The organism is Mesorhizobium sp. M1027 (genome assembly GCF_040318745.1).
Lineage (GTDB): Bacteria > Pseudomonadota > Alphaproteobacteria > Rhizobiales > Rhizobiaceae > Mesorhizobium.
Map to the genome: position 1 here is coordinate 87,056 of NZ_JAMYMW010000016.1, position 22,971 is coordinate 110,026.

The 22,971-nt window shown below is 57.4% G+C and carries 17 protein-coding genes and 2 pseudogenes; 9 read left to right on the forward strand and 10 right to left on the reverse strand.

What is annotated here, in order from left to right:
* Positions 1-37: 37 nt before the first annotated feature.
* The 9 genes and pseudogenes from NKH50_RS26425 to NKH50_RS26465 all read right to left on the reverse strand — a co-directional run bounded on the left by NKH50_RS26425 (position 38) and on the right by NKH50_RS26465 (position 10,690).
* Positions 38-775, reverse strand: coding sequence for a helix-turn-helix transcriptional regulator (locus tag NKH50_RS26425; protein ID WP_352699935.1), 738 nt, complete (start codon positions 773-775; stop codon positions 38-40).
* Positions 776-1,850: 1,075 nt separating this feature from the next.
* Positions 1,851-2,348: a Mov34/MPN/PAD-1 family protein gene (locus tag NKH50_RS26430; RefSeq protein ID WP_352881976.1), complete on the reverse strand. Its 498-nt coding sequence runs from the start codon at positions 2,346-2,348 to the stop codon at positions 1,851-1,853.
* Positions 2,349-2,368: 20 nt separating this feature from the next.
* A complete protein-coding gene (locus NKH50_RS26435; RefSeq protein ID WP_352881977.1) occupies positions 2,369-4,138 on the reverse strand; it encodes a ThiF family adenylyltransferase in 1,770 nt (589 codons plus the stop codon).
* A 210-nt stretch (positions 4,139-4,348) separates the two neighbouring features.
* Positions 4,349-5,202: pseudogene (gene purU, locus NKH50_RS26440) on the reverse strand (formyltetrahydrofolate deformylase).
* Positions 5,203-5,213: 11 nt separating this feature from the next.
* Positions 5,214-6,142 (reverse strand): annotated as a pseudogene (locus NKH50_RS26445) (electron transfer flavoprotein subunit alpha/FixB family protein).
* A gap of 94 nt (positions 6,143-6,236) precedes the next feature.
* Positions 6,237-7,574: an NAD(P)/FAD-dependent oxidoreductase gene (locus NKH50_RS26450; RefSeq protein ID WP_502906923.1), complete on the reverse strand. Its 1,338-nt coding sequence runs from the start codon at positions 7,572-7,574 to the stop codon at positions 6,237-6,239.
* Positions 7,574-8,461, reverse strand: coding sequence for a dihydrodipicolinate synthase family protein (locus tag NKH50_RS26455; protein ID WP_352882065.1), 888 nt, complete (start codon positions 8,459-8,461; stop codon positions 7,574-7,576). Before NKH50_RS26455 ends, NKH50_RS26450 begins: the two co-directional genes overlap by 1 nt.
* A gap of 1 nt (position 8,462) precedes the next feature.
* The gene (locus tag NKH50_RS26460; protein WP_352881980.1) at positions 8,463-9,950 is read right to left on the reverse strand and encodes an aldehyde dehydrogenase; all 1,488 of its coding nucleotides are present in this window, start codon (positions 9,948-9,950) and stop codon (positions 8,463-8,465) included.
* Positions 9,951-9,988: 38 nt separating this feature from the next.
* Positions 9,989-10,690, reverse strand: a complete 702-nt coding sequence (locus tag NKH50_RS26465) for a GntR family transcriptional regulator (protein WP_352881982.1) — start codon at positions 10,688-10,690, stop codon at positions 9,989-9,991.
* Between the two features lie 109 nt (positions 10,691-10,799).
* Between NKH50_RS26465 and NKH50_RS26470 the strand changes: the two genes are divergently transcribed.
* The 4 genes from NKH50_RS26470 (at position 10,800) to NKH50_RS26485 (ending at position 15,302) form a co-directional block, all read left to right on the forward strand.
* On the forward strand, positions 10,800-11,831 hold the full coding sequence (locus NKH50_RS26470; RefSeq protein WP_352881984.1) for a GlxA family transcriptional regulator: 1,032 nt from the start codon (positions 10,800-10,802) through the stop codon (positions 11,829-11,831).
* Between the two features lie 91 nt (positions 11,832-11,922).
* Positions 11,923-13,593, forward strand: a complete 1,671-nt coding sequence (locus NKH50_RS26475; protein WP_352881987.1) for a flavin-containing monooxygenase — start codon at positions 11,923-11,925, stop codon at positions 13,591-13,593.
* On the forward strand, positions 13,590-14,270 hold the full coding sequence (locus NKH50_RS26480; protein ID WP_352881990.1) for an SDR family NAD(P)-dependent oxidoreductase: 681 nt from the start codon (positions 13,590-13,592) through the stop codon (positions 14,268-14,270). Before NKH50_RS26475 ends, NKH50_RS26480 begins: the two co-directional genes overlap by 4 nt.
* A gap of 36 nt (positions 14,271-14,306) precedes the next feature.
* Positions 14,307-15,302 (forward strand): LysR substrate-binding domain-containing protein, encoded by a 996-nt coding sequence (locus tag NKH50_RS26485; protein ID WP_352881992.1) that lies wholly within the window; start codon positions 14,307-14,309, stop codon positions 15,300-15,302.
* A 171-nt stretch (positions 15,303-15,473) separates the two neighbouring features.
* On the opposite strand, the gene NKH50_RS26490 is transcribed toward NKH50_RS26485, so the two are convergent.
* Complete coding sequence (locus NKH50_RS26490) at positions 15,474-16,199, reverse strand: SDR family NAD(P)-dependent oxidoreductase (RefSeq protein WP_031250143.1); 726 nt, start codon at positions 16,197-16,199, stop codon at positions 15,474-15,476.
* 545 nt (positions 16,200-16,744) lie between these two features.
* Here NKH50_RS26490 and NKH50_RS26495 point away from each other — a divergent pair.
* The 5 genes from NKH50_RS26495 (at position 16,745) to NKH50_RS26515 (ending at position 22,809) form a co-directional block, all read left to right on the forward strand.
* Positions 16,745-17,737 (forward strand): ABC transporter permease, encoded by a 993-nt coding sequence (locus NKH50_RS26495; protein WP_352881995.1) that lies wholly within the window; start codon positions 16,745-16,747, stop codon positions 17,735-17,737.
* A gap of 18 nt (positions 17,738-17,755) precedes the next feature.
* The gene (gene proX, locus NKH50_RS26500; protein WP_352881997.1) at positions 17,756-18,790 is read left to right on the forward strand and encodes a glycine betaine/L-proline ABC transporter substrate-binding protein ProX; all 1,035 of its coding nucleotides are present in this window, start codon (positions 17,756-17,758) and stop codon (positions 18,788-18,790) included.
* A 76-nt stretch (positions 18,791-18,866) separates the two neighbouring features.
* The gene (locus NKH50_RS26505; RefSeq protein ID WP_352881999.1) at positions 18,867-19,919 is read left to right on the forward strand and encodes a quaternary amine ABC transporter ATP-binding protein; all 1,053 of its coding nucleotides are present in this window, start codon (positions 18,867-18,869) and stop codon (positions 19,917-19,919) included.
* Positions 19,920-20,030: 111 nt separating this feature from the next.
* Positions 20,031-21,551 (forward strand): trimethylamine methyltransferase family protein, encoded by a 1,521-nt coding sequence (locus tag NKH50_RS26510; RefSeq protein ID WP_352882001.1) that lies wholly within the window; start codon positions 20,031-20,033, stop codon positions 21,549-21,551.
* Positions 21,552-21,714: 163 nt separating this feature from the next.
* Entirely contained in the window at positions 21,715-22,809 is a 1,095-nt protein-coding gene (locus NKH50_RS26515) for a GlxA family transcriptional regulator (RefSeq protein ID WP_352882003.1), read from the forward strand.
* The last annotated feature ends 162 nt before the right edge of the window (positions 22,810-22,971 follow it).

Here is a 22,971-nt window from a genome sequence, read left to right on the forward strand (position 1 = left end):
ATCCTTCGCGAAAGCGCAGCCTGTGCAGTTCCGGAGGTCAAGCCGACTTATCAGGAAGCGAAAAGCCTGAAGCCGCCAGACGCGTAATCGCCTGTCGGGTGGTTGTCACGCCAAGCTTCTTGCGGACGTTTGCCAGATGGAACTCAGCCGTGTACCGCGAGATCTCCAGGATGCCGCCTGTATCTCGGGCGGACTTGCCGCGCGCCGCCCACTGCAGGCACTCGTATTCACGCGGCGTCAACAACACACCGCCAACTCTTCGGTCGCCCGACAGTCTGCAGCGGACGAACGTATGAAAACAGCTCGCGAAAAACGGAAGACCTTGCTCGTAGCGATCGGCCACGCGGAAGTATGCAGGATCGGGCTTGTCAGCGGCAAAGGTCATAGCCGCAAAATTGTCGCGGCCATCAATGATCGGGATCGTCACGCCGCAGCGGATGCCGAACTGCGCTGCTTCCTCGAAAAACCTAAGCTGAGGCGCGGACAGATCAAAACTCTTTAGGTCAAATCCCCATCGAAATGTGGATTCGCCATAGCTTGCACGTAAAATGACCGGGTCGACATTCTGATACCGGTTCTCAAGATAGCGCGCTGTCCAGAGCGCCGGATAATTCGAGATCAGCATGGGCTTGCCATTAGACCACGGCGGTAAGGAGAAGTAGGCAAAGGTGAATAGATCCAGACCTGAGGCGACATCGGCCAAGGCTCCGCGAAAATCACCCTCATCGACACTTACCGACAACTTTTCCAGGAATGTCTCGAAGACAATTCGCATGTCCTTCCTCATTGTTCTTCCTCATTGTCCTGACTCACTCCCTTCATCTCTCTGCTGTGCGCCACTGTAGACCCCATCGTAAGCCGACCTCTCAAACTGCCCGGGCCGACCTTCTTTACAAATGCCGCGACGGTCGCGCATATTAATAGCTCGCCGGCGGTAGCTACGCGGCGATCTCGGACGTTTTTGTCCGAAATGCTACGGCAGCCTCCCAACACAAGAAGGTGCTGATGGAGCAGTTTGAGAGTGCGAAGCGCATTGGTGGAGAGCAGCGGGCGGGCCGAAATTGAGTCGAACCCAACAAAAACGGGCCGTGCGAGTGTTCGTCTTTGACAATTTCGACCGGTGATCGGTAACGCGACCATTGTATTCCTATGCAGCTATAACCGACGTGATCAGGTCGGAAATCGTCAGGCGTGTTGGTAGCAGTGCTTTGGGCGACTTATGCCAGGTGGGTAGAAGCTGTTGCTCCCGTTTGACAGACCGAGCGGCGATTCCGTCGAGTTCGCAGTTCGTCCAGCCTTTCGAACGGCTCTGACAAAGCGACCACGCCGAAATGGCTGTTCGCTAATCCCTGATCGATCCGCCTGAGGCTGTTGCCGATCCGAAGCTCGAATCCGTCAGACCAGACTGCGAGTCCATCATTCAGCACGGACGACATCATCCTTATCTTTCGGAAGCATGGAGATGAACACCTCGTACTGGCGATTCCCGTCTGTGGATGTTCCCGGCGGCGAACTATCCCTGACCAGGGACGGAACAGAACACAGAGCTTCGCGCATTCGGGTAGAGGCCCGAGCAATTTCCTGATGCTGGACAAGTGCTGCCTTCAAGCCCCTGCATATCGACGGCTACATGCCAATGCACCGACTTGGGAACGGACTGGCTGCTTCGCAAGCCGGCCAATATACTGAGGTCGTTCTCCGCGCCCGTAATTGCTGCAGCTCGTCAAACAGCAACCTTAGATTGGTTCCCGACGTGAACGTGATCTCGCCCCTCTGACCGCGAGAACACTGCCCCAAATCGCAATGCGTAAAATTCATCTCCCCTCATCCCGTGTCGGCCAGAATTTTGATTAAGCTCTTACGATCTCCTCGCCTGTTTCAGAAAAGGGACTCGTGTAGGCCTCGATAGTCGCTTCTCTCTCATCCAGGAATTCAAAGAGAAATAACTTGGTCCGCAGTTGGCAGAACCAAGAGTGCAAAGACCACTCACCCGGTTTGCCGCACATGAGCATCATGACGGGCCTTTGATTTCGCGCCGTCGGGGTTTTTATGATCGTTTTCAGGCATACTCGATCCGTCCAGCTCAGGCGGTTCGAAACGGCATCGGGGTGGGTGTGCCAGTCCCCGAGATACGTGTCCAACCTCCCGGAACGCTCATAGTGCTTCGCAATCTCTGCCTGTTGCCAGCTTTGATCAGGGAGAAAGCTGCTTCGCTCGTGAGATGCTCGGGGCCCGGCCGGGATCATTGCTGTTATGACGGCAACGTTGCTTTCGGCCCAGTACCCCATGAAGGTCCCACCCGTTTCCCGATCATACCAGAGGTCGGCATCCATCTGCATGTCCTGCATGATCGCCCGAGGCACCCACACTATGGGTTGCATCCGCATTCCTTCATGGGAGGCAACCCATCCACCCGCCAAGACGGCGGCACCCGCTTGATGCCGTCATGCAATGTGAGGGTGTGAACCAAGGATTCCTTGAACTCGGCTGGCTGCGAGAGAATGTCCACGGTCAACCGGACAGCTTCCAGCGATAATTCATGAAGATCGAATGAAGCCCCAGTGAAGGTCAACTCGGCGCATCCAGCCGGCTGATTTAGCGCGGAGATTTCTCCTGACCCAGGAGCTTTCTCGATCAAACCTTTCGCATAGGCAAATTCGCGGCAGGTTGGACAGCCGGATTTCGGCTGATAGGCCGCAACGACGCCCCCCTTCAAAGAGAGCGTCCCGAAAAGAGAGATCATCGGTTTGCCGGCGGACTTGCAGTGATCGGCCAGCAAACGTGAGATTCCGGAAGAGGCCGTTGCATCGATGACGACGTCCGCCTTCCCAAAAATCGGGGGTAGAACTGAATGGTCTCCTCCGTTCCCGTCGGCCGCCGTGGCTATGCCTACGGTGTGATGGATCGCCTCGACCTCGACGCTCGGGTATTCGGATTCCACGTGGTGCTTGACGGCGGTCGTCTTTCGCATTCCCCAGGCCGTCGCACCAAGCGGCCATCGGATCGAGTTTCCTGGTTCGACGATGTCATGGTCGATGACGGTGAGATGGGAACAGCCGTTGCGGGCAAGCTCAATCGCAACTGGGGCACCAATAGCTCCCATCCCGAAGATGGCAATCACCTTATCCTTCAAGACGCCGACCGATGGAACTCGGGCGCCGATGTCTGTGGCCCCGGCGCGGAGCGTGGGAACTATGATCATGGAGGGGCTGGTCCCTCTCTGTCCTTGCTTCACAGCCCGGAACGACTTTGCTGGTCCGTAACGCAGTGGAAATAGCCAGGTGTCGCCGTCAACACGGTGGCTGAGTTCCGTCGATTGGACCGTGACGGACATCGAAATAGCGGGCGAGCCACTATTGATCACGTCGCCTCCAAAGGTAAGCTGGCCCTGCGCCTTCCGCCAACCCTCGGGCGATGGCGGCGCGAAACGACCTACGCGCCTCCACGGAAATATGCCCGTGACCTTCTTCAATTGAAGTCCGGGAGGAAGCGGAAATTTCCGGGCAGCTAGAACGGACCCGTCCTTCGCCTTGATTTCCTCGACCACACCCTGGAATCTAATTTTGTCGTCTATCTTTTGAACGGAGTAAGACGACCGCAACGTGCCCTCTGTTTCAGCTCCTACATTCCAGGCAGTGTCGATCAACATATAGCTGCCATCGACATAGCCATCGAATGCCGGGGCGAAGGCGTTCCACCAGAATTCCATCGGTTCGCCCTGTGGATCTTCCATGCCCGTACCATTCAGAGCGTTGGCGAGTTGCTTCTCCAGAAGTTTCGCCAATGTCCACTCGATGGACCACAGTCCTGTGTCACGGCCCAACAGGCAAAGGTTGCCGTCGGTCGGTGAGCAATGCTTGTGCGGAAAAGTTTCCGGGTTTCCTCGAAGGGCGACTTGCGGGCGCACGAAGGGATAGCTGTCGGGGAAAACTGCGCGAAGCTGGCAGACTCCGGATGCCAGCGGCCATTCGAACTCGATGCTGAGCACCCCCTGTTTCAGCCGGTCTTCGTCGATTCGCAGCGAGTCTCGGGCGAAGAATGCCAGGTCACGGAGTTCGAAATCCAGCCGTCCGACGCAGGTATGCTCCCAGTGGGGGAGCATACCTGTTTTCAGATCGCCGTAGCCTATCCAGGTCATCCTACTGGACGATCCGGCGGCTGAGGTGGGTCCTTTGGGCCAGGCGGAACGCCGGGCGGACGACCCGGAACGCCATCTGGCGGGCCTGGGACCCAGTCGGGGGGGCCCGGCGGGGTATGGCCTGGATTGCCGGGGATTGGGGGCCGTGCCATGTCGATTCTCCTTTGTGATTGGTCGAAGATATAGATTTTCACATCGCGGCGTTCTCAGCTAAGCCGAGAATACGATTGCTTTATTCCCGTTGAGCATAATCCGCCTCTCCAGATGCAGCTTGACGGCCCGTGCAAGGACCCGGCTTTCGATGTCGCGGCCGGTCGCCACGAAATCCTCCGCGCTCATCGCATGCGTTACGCGCTCAGTCTCCTGATCTATGATTGGACCTTCGTCGAGGTCGGGCGTCACGTAATGCGCGGTCGCTCCGATAAGTTTCACTCCGCGCTCATACGCCTGATGATAGGGCTTTGCGCCCTTGAAGGAGGGCAGAAAGGAATGATGAATGTTGATCATCTTGCCGAAGAGGCGAGTTGACAGGTCATCAGACAGGACTTGCATGTATCGGGCCAGGATTACGAGATCCGGGCCAGTTTCATGTACGAGACCTAGCAGCCTTTGTTCCTGCTCGGTCTTGTTGTCCTTGCATACCGGCCAGTAATGATAGGCGAGGCCCTCCCGCTCGGCGACCCCACGGCTGTCTTCGTGGTTAGAGACGATCGCGACCACGTCCGCGTTCAGCCAACCGACCCTGATTTGGTAAAGCAGATGAAGCATTGCATGGTCGAATTTCGATACCATTATGATGATCTTCGGCCTACGGCGCGCATCGACGGTGTGAACACACAAACCGAAGCGGTCGATTGCCCGTTTGAGCGCACGCTCGATTGATGCGGTCGAAAGCGAATCGTCTCCTTCAAGGCCAGACGCATGAAGAAGCGATTGCTGGTGCGGTCCCAGAATTGGCTGCTCTCAGCAAGGTTGGCACCGAGCACAGCCAGTTCGGTTGCGACGGCCGCGACGATGCCGGGACGGTCTTCGCAGGTTAGAGTGAGAATCTGAAGTTGAGACATTGTACTTCGGGTCAAATCGATCTGGAGAGCTCGGGCAGGATAACGAAACGATCGCCGACCAGGCCGTAGTCGGCAACCAGGAAGATCGGCGCTTCCTCATCCTTGTTGATGGCGACAATGACCTTCGAATCCTTCATGCCGGCGAGGTGCTGGATGGCGCCGGAGATGCCGAGGGCAATGTAGAGATCAGGGGCCACGACCTTGCCGGTCTGGCCGACCTGCCAGTCGTTCGGCGCATAGCCGGCATCGAACGCTGCACAGGAAGCGCCGACGGGGGCACCGAGCTTGTCGGCGACGGGCTGGATGACCTCCTGGAATTTCTCCGAGGAGCCCAGCGCGCGTCCACCGGAGATGATGATCTTGGCCGAGGTCAACTCCGGAGGGTCAGTTTCGGAGAGCTCATTTTCAATGAAAATGAATAGACGCGGGTCGGCTGCCGCCGAGATATTCTCGACGGCAGCCGCATTGCCTTGGGAGGCGCTTGGAAACGAAGCGGTGCGCACGGTGATCACCTTCTTGGCGTCGGTCGACTGCACCGTCTGGATGGCGTTACCGGCATAGTTCGGCCGCTCGAAGGTGTCGGGAGAGATGACTTCGATGATCTCGGAGACCTGCGCGACATCGAGTAGTGCGGCCACGCGCGGCGCGACATTCTTGCCCGACGAGGTCGCCGGCGCAATGATGTGTCATAGGCGCCGGCTATGCTGACGACTAGCGTCGCCAGTGGTTCGGCAAGGCGTTCGGTCAGTTCGTCGGCTTCGGCGAGCAGCACCTTGCTGACGCCCTTGGGCATGGCGGCGGCATAGGCAGCTCCCTTGGCGCCCTTGCCGGCAACCAGCGCATGCACGTCCGAACCGATCTGCAGCGCCGCCGAAAGCGCCTTGGCGGTCTGGTCGGAAAGCGTCGCGTTATCGTGTTCGGCAATCAGAAGAATAGCCATGTTCTTGTCTCCGTTCCCATTTTCCAGCACGCCGGCTGTTCTCCCGTTGAGATACGGCCCACTCATGGGGTCGCGAAGCGAAGCTTCAGAGGACCTATTCGCGTCCCGCGCGCCATTCTCTGAATTTTAGGTTCAATCGTGCGCCCACGTCGGTGAACGGTCGCGGGGGCAATGCTTGGGGCTTCTCAAACGAGCGGAATATTTCGCCGAGTTTGGACCGATGCCCAACCAAGAGTTCGGCCGTCGCGATGCCCGCGGCGGTGGACTTGGTCCCGCCTATGCCGTTGCACGCGCATGCCGCGAAGATGCCGTCTGCCACCTGGCCGAACAGCGGCACCGAATTCCGCGTGAGCGCCATTGCGCCGGCCCAGCGATACTGCATCTTCAAGTGACGATGATCAGGAAAGCGGTCCGCGAACTTGCGGTCATGGAGGTCGCCCGCACTCTTGATCGAGGCGGCGCCGACTTCGATCTTCGGGTGGTAGGTGTAGCGGGAGCGTATAAGAATTCGGTCACCATCGGCCCCATTGATACGCCGTACAGTCGTGCCCATCGGCGCCGCCGGTGTCGCTCCCCATTTGCGGTATCCGCCCAGCGCGGAGGAAGTGAACGGCTCGGTGAGCGACGCGTAAGTGAAGACGTGGAGAAGTTCACCGCTTCCAAACCCGAAGCTCTCCGCGTGGCCGTTTGTCGCCAGGATCACCCGCCCTGCCCTGACTTCCCCCTTGGGAGTCTTCACAGTGCAGCCGCTTGACGAGGCTTGTATGGACAGCGCGGCCGTCCGCTCAAACAGCCTGACGGGCTCCTGAAACAAATCTGCAATGGCCCTCACCAGCGCTGTAGGTTGCACTATGACCGCACCGGGCGTGAAGAGCCCGGACTTGAAGCATCGCGTGCCCGTGACTTCCGCGATGTCCGTAGCACCTAGAACCTGGTTCGGTTCGCCCAACGACTTGAGCGTCAAGGAGTATGCTGCAAGGTGCTCGGTGCCGGCATCGGTCATGGCCACGCTGTATTTGCCGCTCGGATCGAAGACGTCCTCGTCCCAGCCATGCTCTTCCGCCAGGCGGGCGTAATGTTGGATGGCCGTCCGCGCTACCAGGATATCGTTGTGGCTTTTGGCAACAGCGTTCCCCCCGAAATTGCCCGACGAGATGTCATGGGGCAAATCAATGAGGAAGCCGGAGTTCCGACCACTGGCCCCGTTTCCGACCACGTCGGCATCAATGACGGCGACGGAAAGGTTCCGGTCGAGATCGGCCAGCCGAACAGCGGCGGCCAACCCTGCGAAGCCCGCGCCGATGACGACGACATCGACGGTGATGGCCTGATCCAGCTCGGGCGTTGGCGTCCTCGAAGGGAGCAACGCCGCCCAGCCGGACTCCACGCCATGGGCGGGAAGGCGACGCGCACGAAAGGTCTTACTGGTCATCATACCGCTTCTTGTTCAACCAGTGCGCCTAGCGCCGTCCGAAGCGCCGCAATGCGGTCCGTCGAAAGGGGACGGAACGGTTTTCTCGCGTTGCCGCAGCCATATCCTGTGAGTCCAGCGGCTGCATACACGCTTGGAACATACTCGCCGTCCCAAAGGAGGGACATGATTGGCTCCAGCAGCAGCCAGAGCGACTGCACATCGTCCCATCTCTTTTCCCGAGCGGCCCTGACGATCGCCACGCTGGTGCGTGGCGCAATGTTCGCGCCGCCCCAGATCAGACCAGAGCAACCGGCGAATAGGGAGAACGGGACGAGCGGATCGGCGCCGTTGATGACATCCAGGCCGGTGCCGATCAGCCTGATCTGCGCGACCAAGTCTCCGCTGCTGTCCTTGACGGCGCGGAATTCGGGCAGTTCGCAGAGTCTGCGGAGCAGGTCCGGCGTTATGCGTACACCGACCGCCTGGGGCACATTGTATCCAATGATGGGCAATCCGACCTTGGCAACTTCGGCGTAGAAGTCGAAGACGCTGTTGTCGTCCGACGGACCTTCGAAGAAGGGCGGGAGGATCATGACGCCGTTCGCACCGGAATCCTTTGCAAACCGCGTCCTTTCGATGACGTCGGCCGTGAGCAATGCCGAGGCCTGGGCAATCACCTTGGCCCTTCCGGCAACGATGCGCGCGCCACGTTCGATGAGGGACCTCGATTCATCTGGCGACAGGTAAACATGCATGCCTGTGCCGGAGCTGAATACGATTCCGTCGACGCCCGCGGCCAAATACCGCTCGATGAGTTCCTGGAAGCGGTCGAAGTCGATGCGCCCGTTCGAGTCGAACGGAGCCGTGATCGCGAGATTGAGACCGGAGAAAGCAAATGATGACATTTCAGAAACCTTCATTTGAGCTGCTCAGGTCGATCCAGAGCGTTTTGGTCTGGGTATACTGATCATGAGCGTGCAGGGACTTGTCGCGGCCGCCGAAGCCCGACTGCTTGTAGCCGCCAAATGGGGTTGCAGCGTCCCCCTCCCCGTAGCAGTTCACGGTGACGGTCCCGGCTTTGATCGCCCGTGCGGCCCGGAGCGCTCGTGTTCCGTCAGCCGTAAAAACTGACGCTGCGAGGCCATATTCAGTTTCATTGGCGAGGGAGACCGCTTCCGAGAGGGACTGCACCCCAATCACAGAGACGATTGGCCCAAAGATCTCTTCCCGGACGTGCTTGCTACGGTGGCGGTCGAATTCAATGATCGTGGGTTCGACCGTGGTCCCATTGAAGACCTTGCCGCCAGCCACAACCTTTCCCTCGCCTCCCAGATAGCCACTAACTTTCCCGAAATGGGTGGCAGAGATCAGCGGGCCGATGCGCGTGTCGGGATCAAGCGGGTCGCCTACAGTCCAGGATCTGGCGACTTCCGCCAGTTTTTCGATGAGGCGGTCCTTCACGTCATTGTGGACGAAGACTCGCGAGATGGCCGAGCAATTCTGGCCCATGTTCCAGAATGCGCCGTTGCCGATATGAGCGGCCACCGCGTCGAGATCGGGAACATCTTCCATGACAATGCAAGGATTCTTACCGCCCATTTCTAGTACGACTTCCTTCAAATTGCTCTCGGAGGAATACTTGAGGAAGCGGCGACCGGTCTCGGTGGAGCCGGTGAATGAAACAGCGTCGATATCGGGATGCCGGCCAATCGGTTCACCAACGTCCGGGCCGTCACCCGTCAGGACGTTAAACACGCCAGCCGGCAGGCCCGCGTCCAGAGCGAGTTCAGCGACGCGCAATGTGGTAAGCGAGGTCTCCTCAGCCGGCTTGACCACAATCGTGCACCCCGCGGCAAGTGCTGGCCCAATCTTCCATGCGAGCATGAGAAGAGGAAAATTCCATGGAAGAACGAGGCCAACGACACCGATCGGCTCGCGCACAATAAGGCCGAGCGACGCATCATTCGCTGGCGAAACCTGATCGTATATCTTGTCCACGGCCTCGGCATGCCATCTTAGGCTATTGATCGCCTCGGGCACATCAATGTTGATGCAGTCGCTAATGGTTTTGCCGCTATCCAGGCTTTCCATCAGTGCCAGATCGAGCGTGTTATCCTCGATAACGGACGCCAGCTTAAGAAGCACCTTTTTCCTGGTCGCCGGAGGCAACTTAGACCAACGGCCGTCCTCAAACGCTAGCCGGGCGGCAGCGACCGCCTTGTCGACATCCGCCGCCGAAGCCGCCGGAAGCTCCGCCAGGACCTTGCCCGTCGCCGGGTTTATCGTCGGAAATGTTTTGCCAGACAGGGCGGCCGTTTGCTCTCCGTCCACGATCATCCTGTTCGGCAATTTGAGAGCGGCCGCCTGCGTCTTGTAGTCGACTTTGTTCAGCATTTCTGTTTTCCCACGTGTCCCACTGACACTAGCAATGATTATTCCTCGAGTTCGCCCTGCATGCCGTTGGGCACGGCGTAGAGCGCTACGTCGTTTCGGAAAACTTCAAGATGGGCGCGCACCAGTTCGCCGGCCCGCTCTGCGTCCCTGGCTTCGATGGCCTCGATCATCTGGTCATGTTGCCGCGCAGCGGTTTCCTGGTCCGCCTGGATCCGCGGGCCGCCGTTTTGGCGATAAAAGATCTTTCCGATCCGGGCGTGATCGATGAGAAGCTTCTTGAGGCTGGGAAGCAGATAAGGGTTGTGTGCCATCTTTCCGATGTTGAGATGGAACTGGTGATTGAAGATCACCCTGTTCTCGACGTGGCCATCGGCAATGGACTGCCGGAATTTCTGCTGGGTGTGCTTGAGGACTTCGAGGTCACCAGGCTTGTGGTTGACAGCGGCGAGCTTCGTCGTTCCGACGTAGATCATCGGAGCAACAATCAGAAAATCCCGAAGCGTCTGGTAAGACATTACGGATACGCGCGCAGCGCGGTTTGCCTCAAGATCGACGTAACCCTCGCCCGCCATCTGCCGCATGAGTTCGCGGACCGGCGGACGGGACAGGCCGAATTCCTCGCTGAGAGCGACTTCGTCGAGAACCGCCCCCGGCTCGAGCTGCATCGTCAGGATACGATGCACCAGCGTTTCGGCAAGAATGCCCTTTCGGTCCGAGGCGGCAGGTTCAACCAAGCTCATTGCGGCTCCTCAATTTTCATAATAGACATATTGTAGACAAGCATCATGAGTCAAGATAGGAACCCCATAAGCGTTGACGCCTGAGGCATTACCCAGGGTCTTCCAACGGATGGAGCCAGACACGGTGTTTCAATCCTCACCCCGGCGCAGACAGACAACGTCTGTCCGACTGAAGGTCGGGTTTGTCCTGGCCCGCTCCTTCACGTTGACCGCCTTCGCCATGTTTATCGACACGCTTAGACTCGCTAGCGATGAAACAGATAAATCGGGCCGCATCAACGCCGATTGGGAGGTCCTGTCCAACACCCGGCAGCCTGTGATGTCGAGCTGCGGCGTTCAGGTCTCGCCAACCTCGCCATTCCTTGATTCAATCGAGTTTGATTACATTGTCGTCGTCGGGGGACGGTTGACCGACGGGGTGGCGGTTGACAAGGAAACCTTGCAATATCTTCGTGATGCTGGGTCCAAAGGCGCGCGACTGATCGGAATCTGCACCGGGACGTTCATTCTGGCCGAGTCAGGTCTTATGGCCGCCCATGAGACCTGTGTGAGTTGGCTTCATTACGTCGACTTTCGAGAGCGCTTTCCGGGGTTAAAGGTTCGAGCAGACAGAATTTATAACCTGGACCCGACCCGCGGGTCATGCGCAGGCGGCAGCAGCGCAGCCGATCTAGCGGCAGAGTTGGTGCGACAGCACATTGGCTATGCGGCCGAGCGAAACGCTCTGGAAGTGCTGCAGATCGACAAAGTTCGGAATGCGGAGAGCCTGCAATCGCGTCGGCCTCTGGCAATAGAGACAGATGACCCGAGGCTTCGAGCTGCTCTGTTTTTGATGGAGCAAAACATCGAGAACACCATGTCTGTTTCCAAGCTCGCTATAACATTGGGAATTTCTCGACGACAACTCGAACGGCTGTTTTTCAAAGAGGTGAACAGCTCTCCTGCGCTTATCTACCGACGCTTGCGGCTGGAGCGCGCAAAGCAACTTCTTAGGAGGATCGATACTCCTTTGATCGAGGTCGCTCTGGGGGCAGGTTTTGAGAATGCCTCTCATTTCTCCAGGGTCTTCCGAAGGGCCTACGGCCAACCACCCAGCGTCTGGAGGCGGTCGGAACTTACGTCTGAGAGTGTTGGACCGTGAGCGTTGGAACAGCATGACTGGAGCCGACCCGCTGTGCAACTCGGTGGGGCAGTTGTCCGTCATACCGTCTCACAAGAATTAGGAGCATCTCATGCAGAATACTGACAGTTTGGAACAGCGCTCCTCGATAGAGGCCCCTTCATTTGACGTGATCATTGTGGGTGCCGGCTTTGCCGGAATGTACATGCTTCATCTCGCGAGGGAACTTGGCCTCACAGCCACTATTCTGGAAACTGCGCCGGGCGTGGGTGGGACCTGGTTCTGGAACCGATATCCCGGGGCGCGGTGTGACGTCGAGAGCATGCAATACTCCTACTCGTTCTGCGAGGAGCTGCAGCAAGAGTGGCGCTGGAGCGAACGATACTCATCGCAGCCTGAGATTTTGAAGTATGCAAACCATGTCGCGAACAAATTCGATCTTCTCCGTGACATCAGATTCAACTCCCGAGTAGCAAGCGCAATTTTCCACGAAGGGGAGGATGTTTGGCAGGTTTCCACCGCTGGTGGAGAGCATTATCGTGCGAAATGGTGCGTTATGGCGACCGGCTGTTTGTCCGCTGCCCAGCGCCCGAACATCCCAGGCTTGGGTACATTCAAAGGCGAAATTTATCACACGGGAAATTGGCCCCAAGAGCCGGTAGATCTGGCCAGCCGGAAAATCGGCGCCATTGGTACCGGATCGTCGGGGATCCAGGTGGTTCCGGAACTCGCGAAACTGGCAAAACACCTTTACGTTTTCCAACGGACCCCGAATTTCAGTATCCCGGCGCGCAATCAGCCCATGGATAGCGCCTACGAAGCCGAGTGGAAGCAAAGCTATGCGGAACGGCGCATGGCGGCCCGCACGATGCCGGCAGGGATTTTGTCTGACATAGGTACCAAATCTGCGCTGGCCGTATCTCCGGAAGACCGCCTGCAAGAATATGAAAGACGTTGGGCTGCAGGGGGCACCGGATTCACCGGCGCATATTCCGATTTGCTCAAGAATGAGGACGCCAACAGCACAGCTGCTGAGTTCGTCCGGAAAAAAATTCGCGAGGTTGTCACAGATCCCGCTGTCGCTAACCTGCTGGCGCCGGTCGATCATCCGATCGGTAGCAAGCGCATCTGCGCTGATACAAACTACTTTGCAACGTTCAACCGGCAAAACGTGACCCTGGTTGACCTGCGCTCTAATCCTCTACAGGAGGTCTCGGAAAACGGCCTGACCGCGGGCTCCCAATTCTATGAGCTCGATACGTTGGTGCTCGCTACAGGGTTCGACGCCATTACCGGCGCGCTGAGCAAGATCGATATGGTCGGCCGCCAAGCCCTTACGCTAAAAGAGAAATGGCGGGACGGCCCGAACACATACCTGGGCCTGATGACATCGGGATTTCCCAACCTGTTCATCGTCACCGGGCCGGGAAGCCCGTCGGTGTTGACTAATGTCATCGTAGCCATCGAAGATAATGTCAAATGGATCGCTGATTGCCTGGCCTACCTCAAAACGCGAGGCGCAGAGACTATCGAAGCAACGGCCTCGGCCGAAGAAGGTTGGATGGAGCATGTCGGGCAGGCGGCTGAAGGCACGTTGTACACCAAGGCGAAGTCCTGGTACCTCGGCGTTAACGTGCCCGGGAAACCCGCCGTGTTTATGCCTTATGTCGGCGGGGTGCCGACCTACCAGAAGATCTGCGAGGAAGTAGCGACCGACGGCTACAGGGGCTTTGTTATCGAAGGGCGCTCGGAAAGCCTGCGTGCGCGCCAGGCGGTCGGATGAGCGGCGAGGTCGCAGGGAAGGTTTGCGTCGTTACCGGAGGCAGCCGAGGGATCGGTGCCGCGATCTGTGCGCTCTTTGCCGACCACGGCGGTAAGGTAATCAACCTCGATCTCGATCCGCCAGCAATTGAAGCCGGCATTCCATTCTGTCGTGTTGATGTGACGAGTGAACAGGAAGTCGTAGCTGTCGCACAAATGATCGCCCGCGATCACGGCGGCGTAGACATCCTTGTCAACAATGCGGTCCCAATGCGGCTCGCTTATAACGCGGCCAAGGCCGCCGTCATCTCAATGACCAAGGTGCTAGCCATCGAATGGGCCGGCTACGCGATCCGGGTCAACGCAGTGGCCCCAGGCATGATTGAAACAGAGATGCTCAGGAAGGCTATCGATGACGGCGATATGGATGTCGATGCCTACATGGACCAGTTGCCAATGCGCCGATTTGGCCAGCCCCGTGATGTTGCTGAAGCTGTTCTCTTCCTTGCGTCTGCCCGGTCCAGTTACGTGACCGGGCAAGTCATCGTACCTGATGGCGGGTGGACAGCCTTCAACTGGATTCCATGGAGCGGCGACCCGGAAGTCCCACGTCAAGAGCGAAGAGACTGCCAAGGCCCATTCGGCACTCAGCGCCAGCGGCCGCATGCGACGCCTGGCGCGGCAAAAACTGAGGCCTGAATTTACTTCCATGTAGCCCTGGAGTAACAGTTATCTATGTCCAATTACCGACGGCTTCCGTTAAGCGCACTACGCGCATTTGAAGCTGCCGCACGGCATATGAGTTTTACCAAGGCTGCTAACGAGCTTTCGGTTACTCAAGCGGCGGTCAGTCGCCATATTCTGACGTTGGAGGACCATCTCGACATCCAGCTGTTTAACCGCGGTAACCAAAAGGTGTCGTTGTCGCCGGCTGGCGAGGAGCTATTTGAAGCGGCGACCTTGAGCCTCGCCCATATTGCAGCAGCCTTCGACAGTGTGAAGCGACGCGAGAAGGCCCGGCGCTTGACGGTCGGCATGCCGATGTCGTTCGCGACCCTGTTCATGAGCCAACGAATTGGTGATTTCGTAGCGAACAACCCGGAGGTAGACCTGCACTTGGTTTCGCTTGAACGGAGCCCCGCCCCCGCGACAGATGGTTTTGACGTGTCGGTCGTCATGGGATATCTGGCCCGTCCCGGGTTCACGGCCACAGAGCTTTTCAGCGAGGAAGTCTTCCCGGTCTGCAGCAATTCCTATCAGTCACATTCACGTATTTTGAAGCCCGAGGATCTCGTCAACGAGGTGCTCCTGGTTATGGACGACCAGCATTGGGCCGCTTATCCATGGTCCCCCTTTGACTGGGTGCATTGGCTCGGGCAGTTCGGCGTCTCGTCGGACTTCAAACGCGTTATTACGTTCAATAACTATCCTACGATGATGCAGGCTGTCCTTCGAGGCCATGGTATCGGGTTAGGCTGGCGTCATCTGGTCAACGATTTCCTCAAAGAAGGGACGCTGATCCGACCTTTGACTGAAAGCTGCCTCACCGGGCGAAAACATCATCTCGTCATCCCAGACACAGCCATCGAGCGGGAAGATGTTCAGATATTCCGCAACTGGTTGATTGCACAGGTCGAAGACCTTAATCCGCCGGCAGCGGCTGCAGACTCGATGGTGACTTTTCAGACCGAGGCAACTTCAACCCAACAAGGCCTTCCGCCGCAGGATTAGCCATCGTCTGAGCAAATGCGGCAATGCGGTACCTACCGAACGGTGAGGGTGAATTCTCAACAAGGTGCAGCAATCACCTTCTCCATCTGCTTCTGGCGGCCTCGGGCACATGCCTGCGAATTGAGAAAACGCCACCGTCGCTTAGCAGGAGCAAGGCCGTCCTGAGCTAATTTAGCCCATGTAATATCCGCCATTCACGTGGATGGCTTCGCCTACGATATAGCTAGACGCGCTGCTGCACAGAAAAGCTACGACATTAGCAACTTCCTCGGCGGATCCGACACGGCCGGCAGGCGTCGCGTCCAGGAACTTATCCCCGTTCTGGCGGAGCAAATCCTCGATCATGGGGGTGTTAATGGTGCCCGGAGAAACCGTATTGACCCTTATTGCCGGAGCAAGTTCCTTGGCTAGAGATCTGCTGAGCGCAAGGACCGCTCCTTTTGATGCAGCGTAATGGCCGCCGGGCGAGCAGCCTTGATGTGCGGCGCCTGATGCGATGGTCACAATTGTCCCGCCTGCCCTCATATGGGGAATGGCCCGTCGACAGATATAGAACACTCCGTCAAGGTTGATCGATATGGTTCGGCGCCAATCTGCATCCGTCAAGGTCGACACGGGCTGTTCGTCGTAAATCCCAGCTGCGGGTACGACGTGATCAATACATTGAAATTGAGCCAGGCAAGCCGAGACGACCGCATCAGCATCAGACGGGTTGCTAGCGTCATATCTGATAGCGATCACGCGCTCCGCTGACGGGTCCAGCGATGTGGCTAACCTGGAAACGCTGTGATGATCGTAATCGGCCAGCACCATGCGTGCCCCTGACTGGTTAAACACCCAAGCAATTGCGCTCCCAATGCCACCGGCGGCGCCTGTTACGATGACAACCTGATCCAATAGGCTGTTGTTGGGCAAATGTTTCCCCAGAGCCGTTCTATTAATGGCAGCCCAGCCTAGCGCGAGGCTCTCATGACCGATCTATAAACAGCCACTCACCTCGCTTCAAATGAGTTTTCATGCAGGGAGGAATAACCAAGGGTCATGGCGATAGGTAGCTTATCAAACGTACGGTGACGCAATCCGAAACGAAGCTTACCTGCCCCTGGCTCTCGGCCCAGCCCCCATCCACGGCTATCATCCTGATAACATTTATTCCTCAGCGGCATAACTTTTTATACGGTTGTTTTGTAGCCACCGCGTCGGTAGCGTCCTTAGAACAGTCAGACGGAACGCCTTCAAGCCCTGCTGAAGCTCCGGTACCGACCGGGCTGACGGTGCAGGGCCAGGACACCCATACCCCAAGTCCGGGTATGCCGCGCTAGCTCAGCTTTAAGCGCTCCCAGCCGTAAAGTTGACGTGGTTTAGGGCGGCCGCAGGCTGGCTACCGGAATCCTGAGCGCTTGCACCACCGCAGCTTCGGATCTTGGCTGAAAGGACGATTTGTGAACGCTGAAGATGTACTAGACCCGTTCAAGAAGTGGCACATCCCGTTTGGTGAATGGGTAGATTCCGGCCTGGGGTGGATTGTCCAAGAGTACCGTCCGTTCTTTCAAACCTTGAAGTGGCCCATCGACAAGCTTCTGACCGCATTTGATCTTGCACTCAATGGCATTCCACCCGGGGTCACGATTGTTTGCTTCGGTCTGGTCGCGTGGCAACTGGCTGGATGGCGGCTTGCTGCCCAGATCGTAGGCTTGCTGGTGATTATCGGTTTCCTCGGCATCTGGGGTGAAACAATGACAACATTGTCGCTGGTTTTCACGGCGGTGCTCGTATGCACGGTCATCGGCATACCGCTAGGCGTGCTCGCCGCTCGAAGTGACCGCGCAGCTGCGATCTGCCGACCGATCCTCGACACAATGCAAACGATCCCCTCGTTCGTCTACCTGGTGCCAGTGGTCATGTTGTTCGGTATCGGCAACGTTCCCGGTGTCATCGTGACGATCATCTTCGCGCTTCCGCCCGTTATCAGGCTGACAACACTGGGCATCCAGCAGGTGTCTGAGGAAGTGGTCGAAGCTATGCGTGCTTTCGGAGCAACCAACCGGCAGCTTCTTTTCAAAGCCCAATTGCCTCTGGCTCTTCCGAGCATCGTCGCGGGTGTGAACCAGACATTGATGATGTCGCTTTCGATGGTTGTCGTAGCTTCCATGATCGCCGTGGGCGGCCTTGGGCAGATGGTCCTCCGCGGCATTGGACGCCTGGACATTGGTTTGGCCGCAACCGGTGGGATCGGCATTGTCTTCCTCGCGGTTATTCTAGATCGCTTGGCCCAAGCTGCGATGTCACGGCGGCGAAGCTTTGCGGGCGTTGCGTGGCACAGGCGGGGCCCAGCCGCGCTCTTCACCCCCTTCTTCAGGAACTTCCAAACCTCGCCGGCGGGATATGGGGGATTAAACAACGGCCGGCAGAAATTAGCGATGAACAACGACTGACAACAATGGGAGCGACTTATGAGCAATCGGCTTACAATTGAGAAGCGTTTTCGGGGATTTACCGCAGCCTTGACGCTGCTGGGCACTCTCGCCTTATCTACGGGGTACGCTTCTGCTGAGGATCTCCCGGGCAAAGGCGTTACAGTAAAGCCTCTGGTCAATGGCATTGCCGAGGAAATGTTCGAGGCATACATCGTCAAAATCGGCCTTGAAGATCTGGGCTATACCGTCCAGGAGCCATCATCGGCGCAGATTCCTCTCGCCCACCTGGCCGTAGCTAGCGGTGATGCCGATTACTACACGCCGCACTGGTATCCTCTACACATAACGTTCGCTGAAAAGGCCGGCGGGGACGCCAAGGCTCATCGGGTTGGGACTCTGGCGAAGAACTCAATCCAAGGATACTCGATCGACAAGGCCACTGCCGACAAATACGGCATCAAGACGATCGATCAGCTCAAAGACCCCAAACTCGCCAAACTGTTCGATGTCGATGGGGATGGCAAAGCCGACCTTTATGGGTGTGATCCGGGCTGGGGCTGCGAACGTATCATCGAACACCACCTTGATGCATACGGCCTGCGGGATACGGTGACGCACAAGCAGGGCGAATATTTCGCGCTCCTGGCGGATGTCATCCAGAGAATTCAGTCTGGTAAACCAACGTTGTACTATGGCTGGGTCCCAATGTGGGTAAACGGGGTTCTTCGGCATGGCGAGGAAGTGGTCTGGCTGACGGTACCGTTTACGGCGTTGCCGGATGAGCAGACTGGGGCCGACACGGTAGTCCCGGGCATCGGAAACATGGGTTTCTCCGTGAACAGCCATCATGTCTTTGCGAACACGGCTTTTCTGGAGAAAAATCCAGCCGCAAACAAGTGGTTCGAACAGGTCACGATACCGATTCAGGACATAGATGATGAGAACCTGCTTATCCACAAAGGTGAAAAGACCAACGAGGCGATCCATGGTCATGCCGAGGCCTGGAAGAAGGCGCATCTCGACCAGTGGAATGCCTGGATAGCGCAGGCGAAACAGGCAGCCGCCAAGTAAGCTGAACTGCGAGGATTTATAGTCGCCCGGGATCCTATGCGGTACCGGGCGACACCTCTCAACCTTGGAGCTTAACTTGAAAGCGCATGCAATAGAATTCAAAGACGTATGGAAGGTCTTCGGGACAAGCCCGAAATTCAACCTTGCGAGCGTCCAAGGCGACAATCTTTCGAAGGCTGAGCTGCTTGAGAAACATGGTTGCGTGGTCGCCGTGGCCGGAGTCTCGTTCAAGGTCGAGGCTGGCGAGATCTTCTGTGTGATGGGTCTATCCGGAAGCGGCAAGTCGACCTTGGTTCGGCATGTCAACCGACTGATCAAACCCAGTGCCGGGCAGGTTATTGTCAGCGGAGAAGACATCAATCTGAAGTCAGAAGACGAGATGCGACAACTCCGTGCCCGTTCAATGGGAATGGTTTTTCAAAATGTCGCTCTGCTCCCTCATCGCACCGTCCGCGACAATGTTGCCCTGAGTCTGGAGCTTCGGAAGATCAATGCTCGGCAGCGCCACGAAATAGCTGAGGAAAAGCTTGAGCTGGTGCAGTTGTCCGGATGGGGCGACAGGTATCCTGATGAGCTCTCGGGAGGAATGAAGCAGCGTATAGGACTGGCCCGGGCACTGGCAGCCGATCCTGCCATATTGTTGATGGATGAGCCATTTTCAGCGCTCGACCCCCTTATCCGGCGTGAGCTCCAGGATCAGTTCAGGGAACTGTCAACGAAGCTGAACAAAACGACGCTCTTCATCACGCATGATTTGGATGAAGCAGTGCGGCTCGGCCACCATATCGGGGTCATGAAAGACGGAAAAATGCTTCAAATCGGGTCTGCTGAAGACATCCTCGGCAACCCGAAAGATCCGTATGTCGAGAAATTTGTCCAAGGCAGTAGCCGCTTGAAGCTCCTGAAAGCCGAGTCGGTCATTCTCCCCATTAGCGACTATGAGAATTCCGGCGATGGCATCGCGCTGGCAGACGCTCCAAGGATCGAGCTGAACGTTCCCATCAAGGAACTGGTCGAGTTGTCAAACCGAAATCAAAACATGCCGCTTGTTGTTGTCGATGAGGCCGGAGTTGACGTTGGAATTGTGACCGCATCCTCCCTATTGCGTGGAATCCAGGAAAGACTTTAGGCTGTCAGGCGCCTATGCGCATAACCTCAGTTCATAACCAAGATGATTTTTTATTGTTAGTGATCAGCTAGTTTGTGCACTACATTCTACGTTAAATAGGGAATCAAAAGTATGTCTGCACGATCAGGTGGCCGAGACGCTCGTCAGAAGATGCGTTCAGAGAGAGCTATAACATATATGCCCCCAATGGACCGGGGTATTCCGTATATGGATTTGCTCAGCGCGGATGAATTGCAGCGGCTGCATGATTATTCGATGCAGATACTTGAAGAGATTGGGATCGAATTCCGCGATGACGAGGCCATTGCGCTCTGGCAAGCGGCTGGGGCCGACGTGACAGGCCAGCGCGTTAGGATCGATCGAAATCTTCTACTGGAACTGGTCGCAAAGGCTCCAGAAACCATCACAGTCCACGCGCGAAACCCTGCCAAGACGGTCTCTCTCGGCGGTCGGAGAACCATCTTTACGCCAGCATACGGATCTCCGAACGTGCTAGACCTCGAAGGCAAGCGGCGCAACTCGACTATCGCCGATTTCGTGAATTTTGCAAAGCTCGCTTATCAAGCGCCTGCAATGCATATGACGGGCGGTGTCCTATGCGAGCCGATGGACATTGCAGTCCCCAAGCGCCATCTGCATATGAACTACAGCCTAATCAAATACTCTGACAAAGCATTCATGGGCGCCGTGACGTCGCGCGAGCGCGCGGAAGATACCGTATCGATGGCCAAAATCGTCTTCGGTGACGAGTTTATCCACAACAACACTGTCACCGTGTCGATTGCGAACTGCAATTCGCCGTTGGTGTGGGACTCCACGATGCTCGATGCGGTCAAGGTCTATGCCGCGAGTAATCAGGCGATCCTGTTTACGCCCTTCGTGTTGGCAGGCGCCAGCACACCGGCCAGCACTCTGGCGGCCGTCGCGCAGCTCAATGCCGAGGCCTTGGCCGGCGTAGCCTTCGCGCAGCTCGTCCGGGCTGGAGCCCCTGCCATCTATGGCCAGTGGTTGGCGACCGTTTCAATGAAGAGCGGAGCACCGATGGCAGGAACGCCGGAAATCGACCACATGAACATGTTGGTTGGCCAGCTCGCGAGACACTACAAGCTCCCCTGGCGTTGCAGCGGGATGTGCACGAGCTCGAAGTTGGTCGACGCACAGGCCGGATATGAGGCAGCCCGCAATATGTACGGCGTACTGATCGCCGGGGCGAACTTCGTTCTTTCCACCACCGGTTACCTTGAGGGCGCCCTCACCCAAAGCTACAGCAAATTCATGCTTGATGCAGAGCAGATGGTGATGTTCTACAAGCTTGGGCAGGGCTTGGTGATGAGCGAACTGGATGAGACGCTCGATGCGATCCGACAGAGTGAGCCGGGAAGCCATTATCTCGGAACCGCGCATACGCTGAAGAATTTCGAGCAGGCGTTTTTTGTGCCTGACCTTATGAACCACGACAGTTATGAGCAGTGGACCTTTGCAGGTTCAAGGGACGCAGACACGCGCGGGCGTAACGCCGCTGAAAAGGCACTGAGGGAATACGAGGCCCCGCCGCTTGACGAAGCCATCGATGAAGAGCTTCTCGACTTCATGAAACGCAAGGAACTTCAGATCGGCGACGCTGTCCTTTAGACGGGGCAGCTCGCCTTTAGACGGGGCAGCTCGGAGATACACCTAGGGGCGCGTTCCAGGCACCGAGAACGATCATACGCCGCAGGTGGCGATTGGCTGCCTCCGCCGGCCGATGAACCGCCTCCTCTAGACTTAGCCGAAATCGCACCAGGCTTGCAGGGGAATGCTCGGCGAGTCCTTCCCAAAGGTATGGAAGAAGCTGATGAACGCACCTCCCGACATGAATGCCATGAAGCCGTTGTTAACGCTTGACGATCAGTTGCACGGTGGCCACCCAGTCGAACTGGTTGTCCTGGTGGTGCCAGGGTTTTCGCAGCTGGCACTACACGCGTTCCTTGAGCCGTTTCGCATCGCCAATATGCTTGCGAAGGCAAAGCTGTTCCGCTGGCGAATAGCTGGACTTGACTCGCGCCCGGTCGAGGGTGCCAGCGGCATCTCGGTGGCCGTTGATATCACGATCGATGAATTGGACACATGTATCGGCGGCCGGGGACCCCATCATCTTGCAATCGTCGCCGGCGAGCCGGTGGTGCGGAGGCTACCGGCCCAGATCAATAACGTCGTGCGGACATTTGCACGGCGCGGAATTGCAATATCCGCGGTTGGAACGGCCACCTGGCTTCTGGCGCAGACAGGCTTGCTTGCAGGCACGCGCTGCACGATTCATTGGTCGCGACTAGCCGCATTTTCGGAGATGTTCAGCCAAACTCAGATCCGTGATGCACTATTTGTGAAAGACGGTCAATTTTCGACATGTGCTGGTGAACTGGCAGCCTTCGACTTGGCCGTTGATCTGATTGCGGGTCATGTCGGTGGGTTGGCCGCCCAGGAGGTTTGCCGGTACGCAACGGTTGAAGGTCAACGTTCAGGTACGAACCGTCAGACCGGCCCCTCAGGTTTGGCCTTTGCCGGTGCAAGCGATAAGCTTCTGATGGCCATGCGGCTCATGGAAGAGTACGTGGAATATCCCCTGAGCATGAGCGAGGTTGCGCGTAGGGTCGGAATATCGCGACGTCAGCTGGAGCGTTTGTTTGCAAACCACGTGCATATGCCCCCTGTGCGTCATTACCTTCGCATCCGTGTCGAGCACGCCAAGCGCCTGATCGAAGGTACAAGCTTGCCTATAATTGATATCGCAATGGCCTGTGGGTTCATTTCTGCTTCGCACTTTGCAAAGTGTTTCAGGACCTTCCACGGTGTGTCGCCCCAGCAATGCCGTATCGCGCTACCAGCTTGGGTCGGGCCGGGCCTCGGCTGATTGAAAACGGGCGCCCCTGTTTCTCGCAGCCCGCGTCGGTCCAATCGGCGTCGACTGCGTATAGGTGACAGCCCAGCTTCACTCAGGGGAAAGCGTACGAACGCGCGGCGGGGCGTCCCTCTACCGTTTGCACTACCGCAGTCGGCGTGCTGCCGGTCTGTA

Coding starts and splice junctions, on each gene's coding strand:
- NKH50_RS26470 (WP_352881984.1), top strand. CDS start 10,800: ATGGAGCCAGACACGGTGTTTCAATCCTCACCCCGGCGCAGACAGACA.
- NKH50_RS26450 (WP_502906923.1), bottom strand. CDS start 7,574: ATGACCAGTAAGACCTTTCGTGCGCGTCGCCTTCCCGCCCATGGCGTG.
- NKH50_RS26510 (WP_352882001.1), top strand. CDS start 20,031: ATGTCTGCACGATCAGGTGGCCGAGACGCTCGTCAGAAGATGCGTTCA.
- NKH50_RS26435 (WP_352881977.1), bottom strand. CDS start 4,138: ATGACCTGGATAGGCTACGGCGATCTGAAAACAGGTATGCTCCCCCAC.
- NKH50_RS26430 (WP_352881976.1), bottom strand. CDS start 2,348: ATGCAGGACATGCAGATGGATGCCGACCTCTGGTATGATCGGGAAACG.
- NKH50_RS26460 (WP_352881980.1), bottom strand. CDS start 9,950: ATGCTGAACAAAGTCGACTACAAGACGCAGGCGGCCGCTCTCAAATTG.
- NKH50_RS26465 (WP_352881982.1), bottom strand. CDS start 10,690: ATGAGCTTGGTTGAACCTGCCGCCTCGGACCGAAAGGGCATTCTTGCC.
- NKH50_RS26480 (WP_352881990.1), top strand. CDS start 13,590: ATGAGCGGCGAGGTCGCAGGGAAGGTTTGCGTCGTTACCGGAGGCAGC.
- NKH50_RS26475 (WP_352881987.1), top strand. CDS start 11,923: ATGCAGAATACTGACAGTTTGGAACAGCGCTCCTCGATAGAGGCCCCT.
- NKH50_RS26425 (WP_352699935.1), bottom strand. CDS start 775: ATGCGAATTGTCTTCGAGACATTCCTGGAAAAGTTGTCGGTAAGTGTC.
- NKH50_RS26485 (WP_352881992.1), top strand. CDS start 14,307: ATGTCCAATTACCGACGGCTTCCGTTAAGCGCACTACGCGCATTTGAA.
- proX (WP_352881997.1), top strand. CDS start 17,756: ATGAGCAATCGGCTTACAATTGAGAAGCGTTTTCGGGGATTTACCGCA.
- NKH50_RS26515 (WP_352882003.1), top strand. CDS start 21,715: ATGCTCGGCGAGTCCTTCCCAAAGGTATGGAAGAAGCTGATGAACGCA.
- NKH50_RS26455 (WP_352882065.1), bottom strand. CDS start 8,461: ATGTCATCATTTGCTTTCTCCGGTCTCAATCTCGCGATCACGGCTCCG.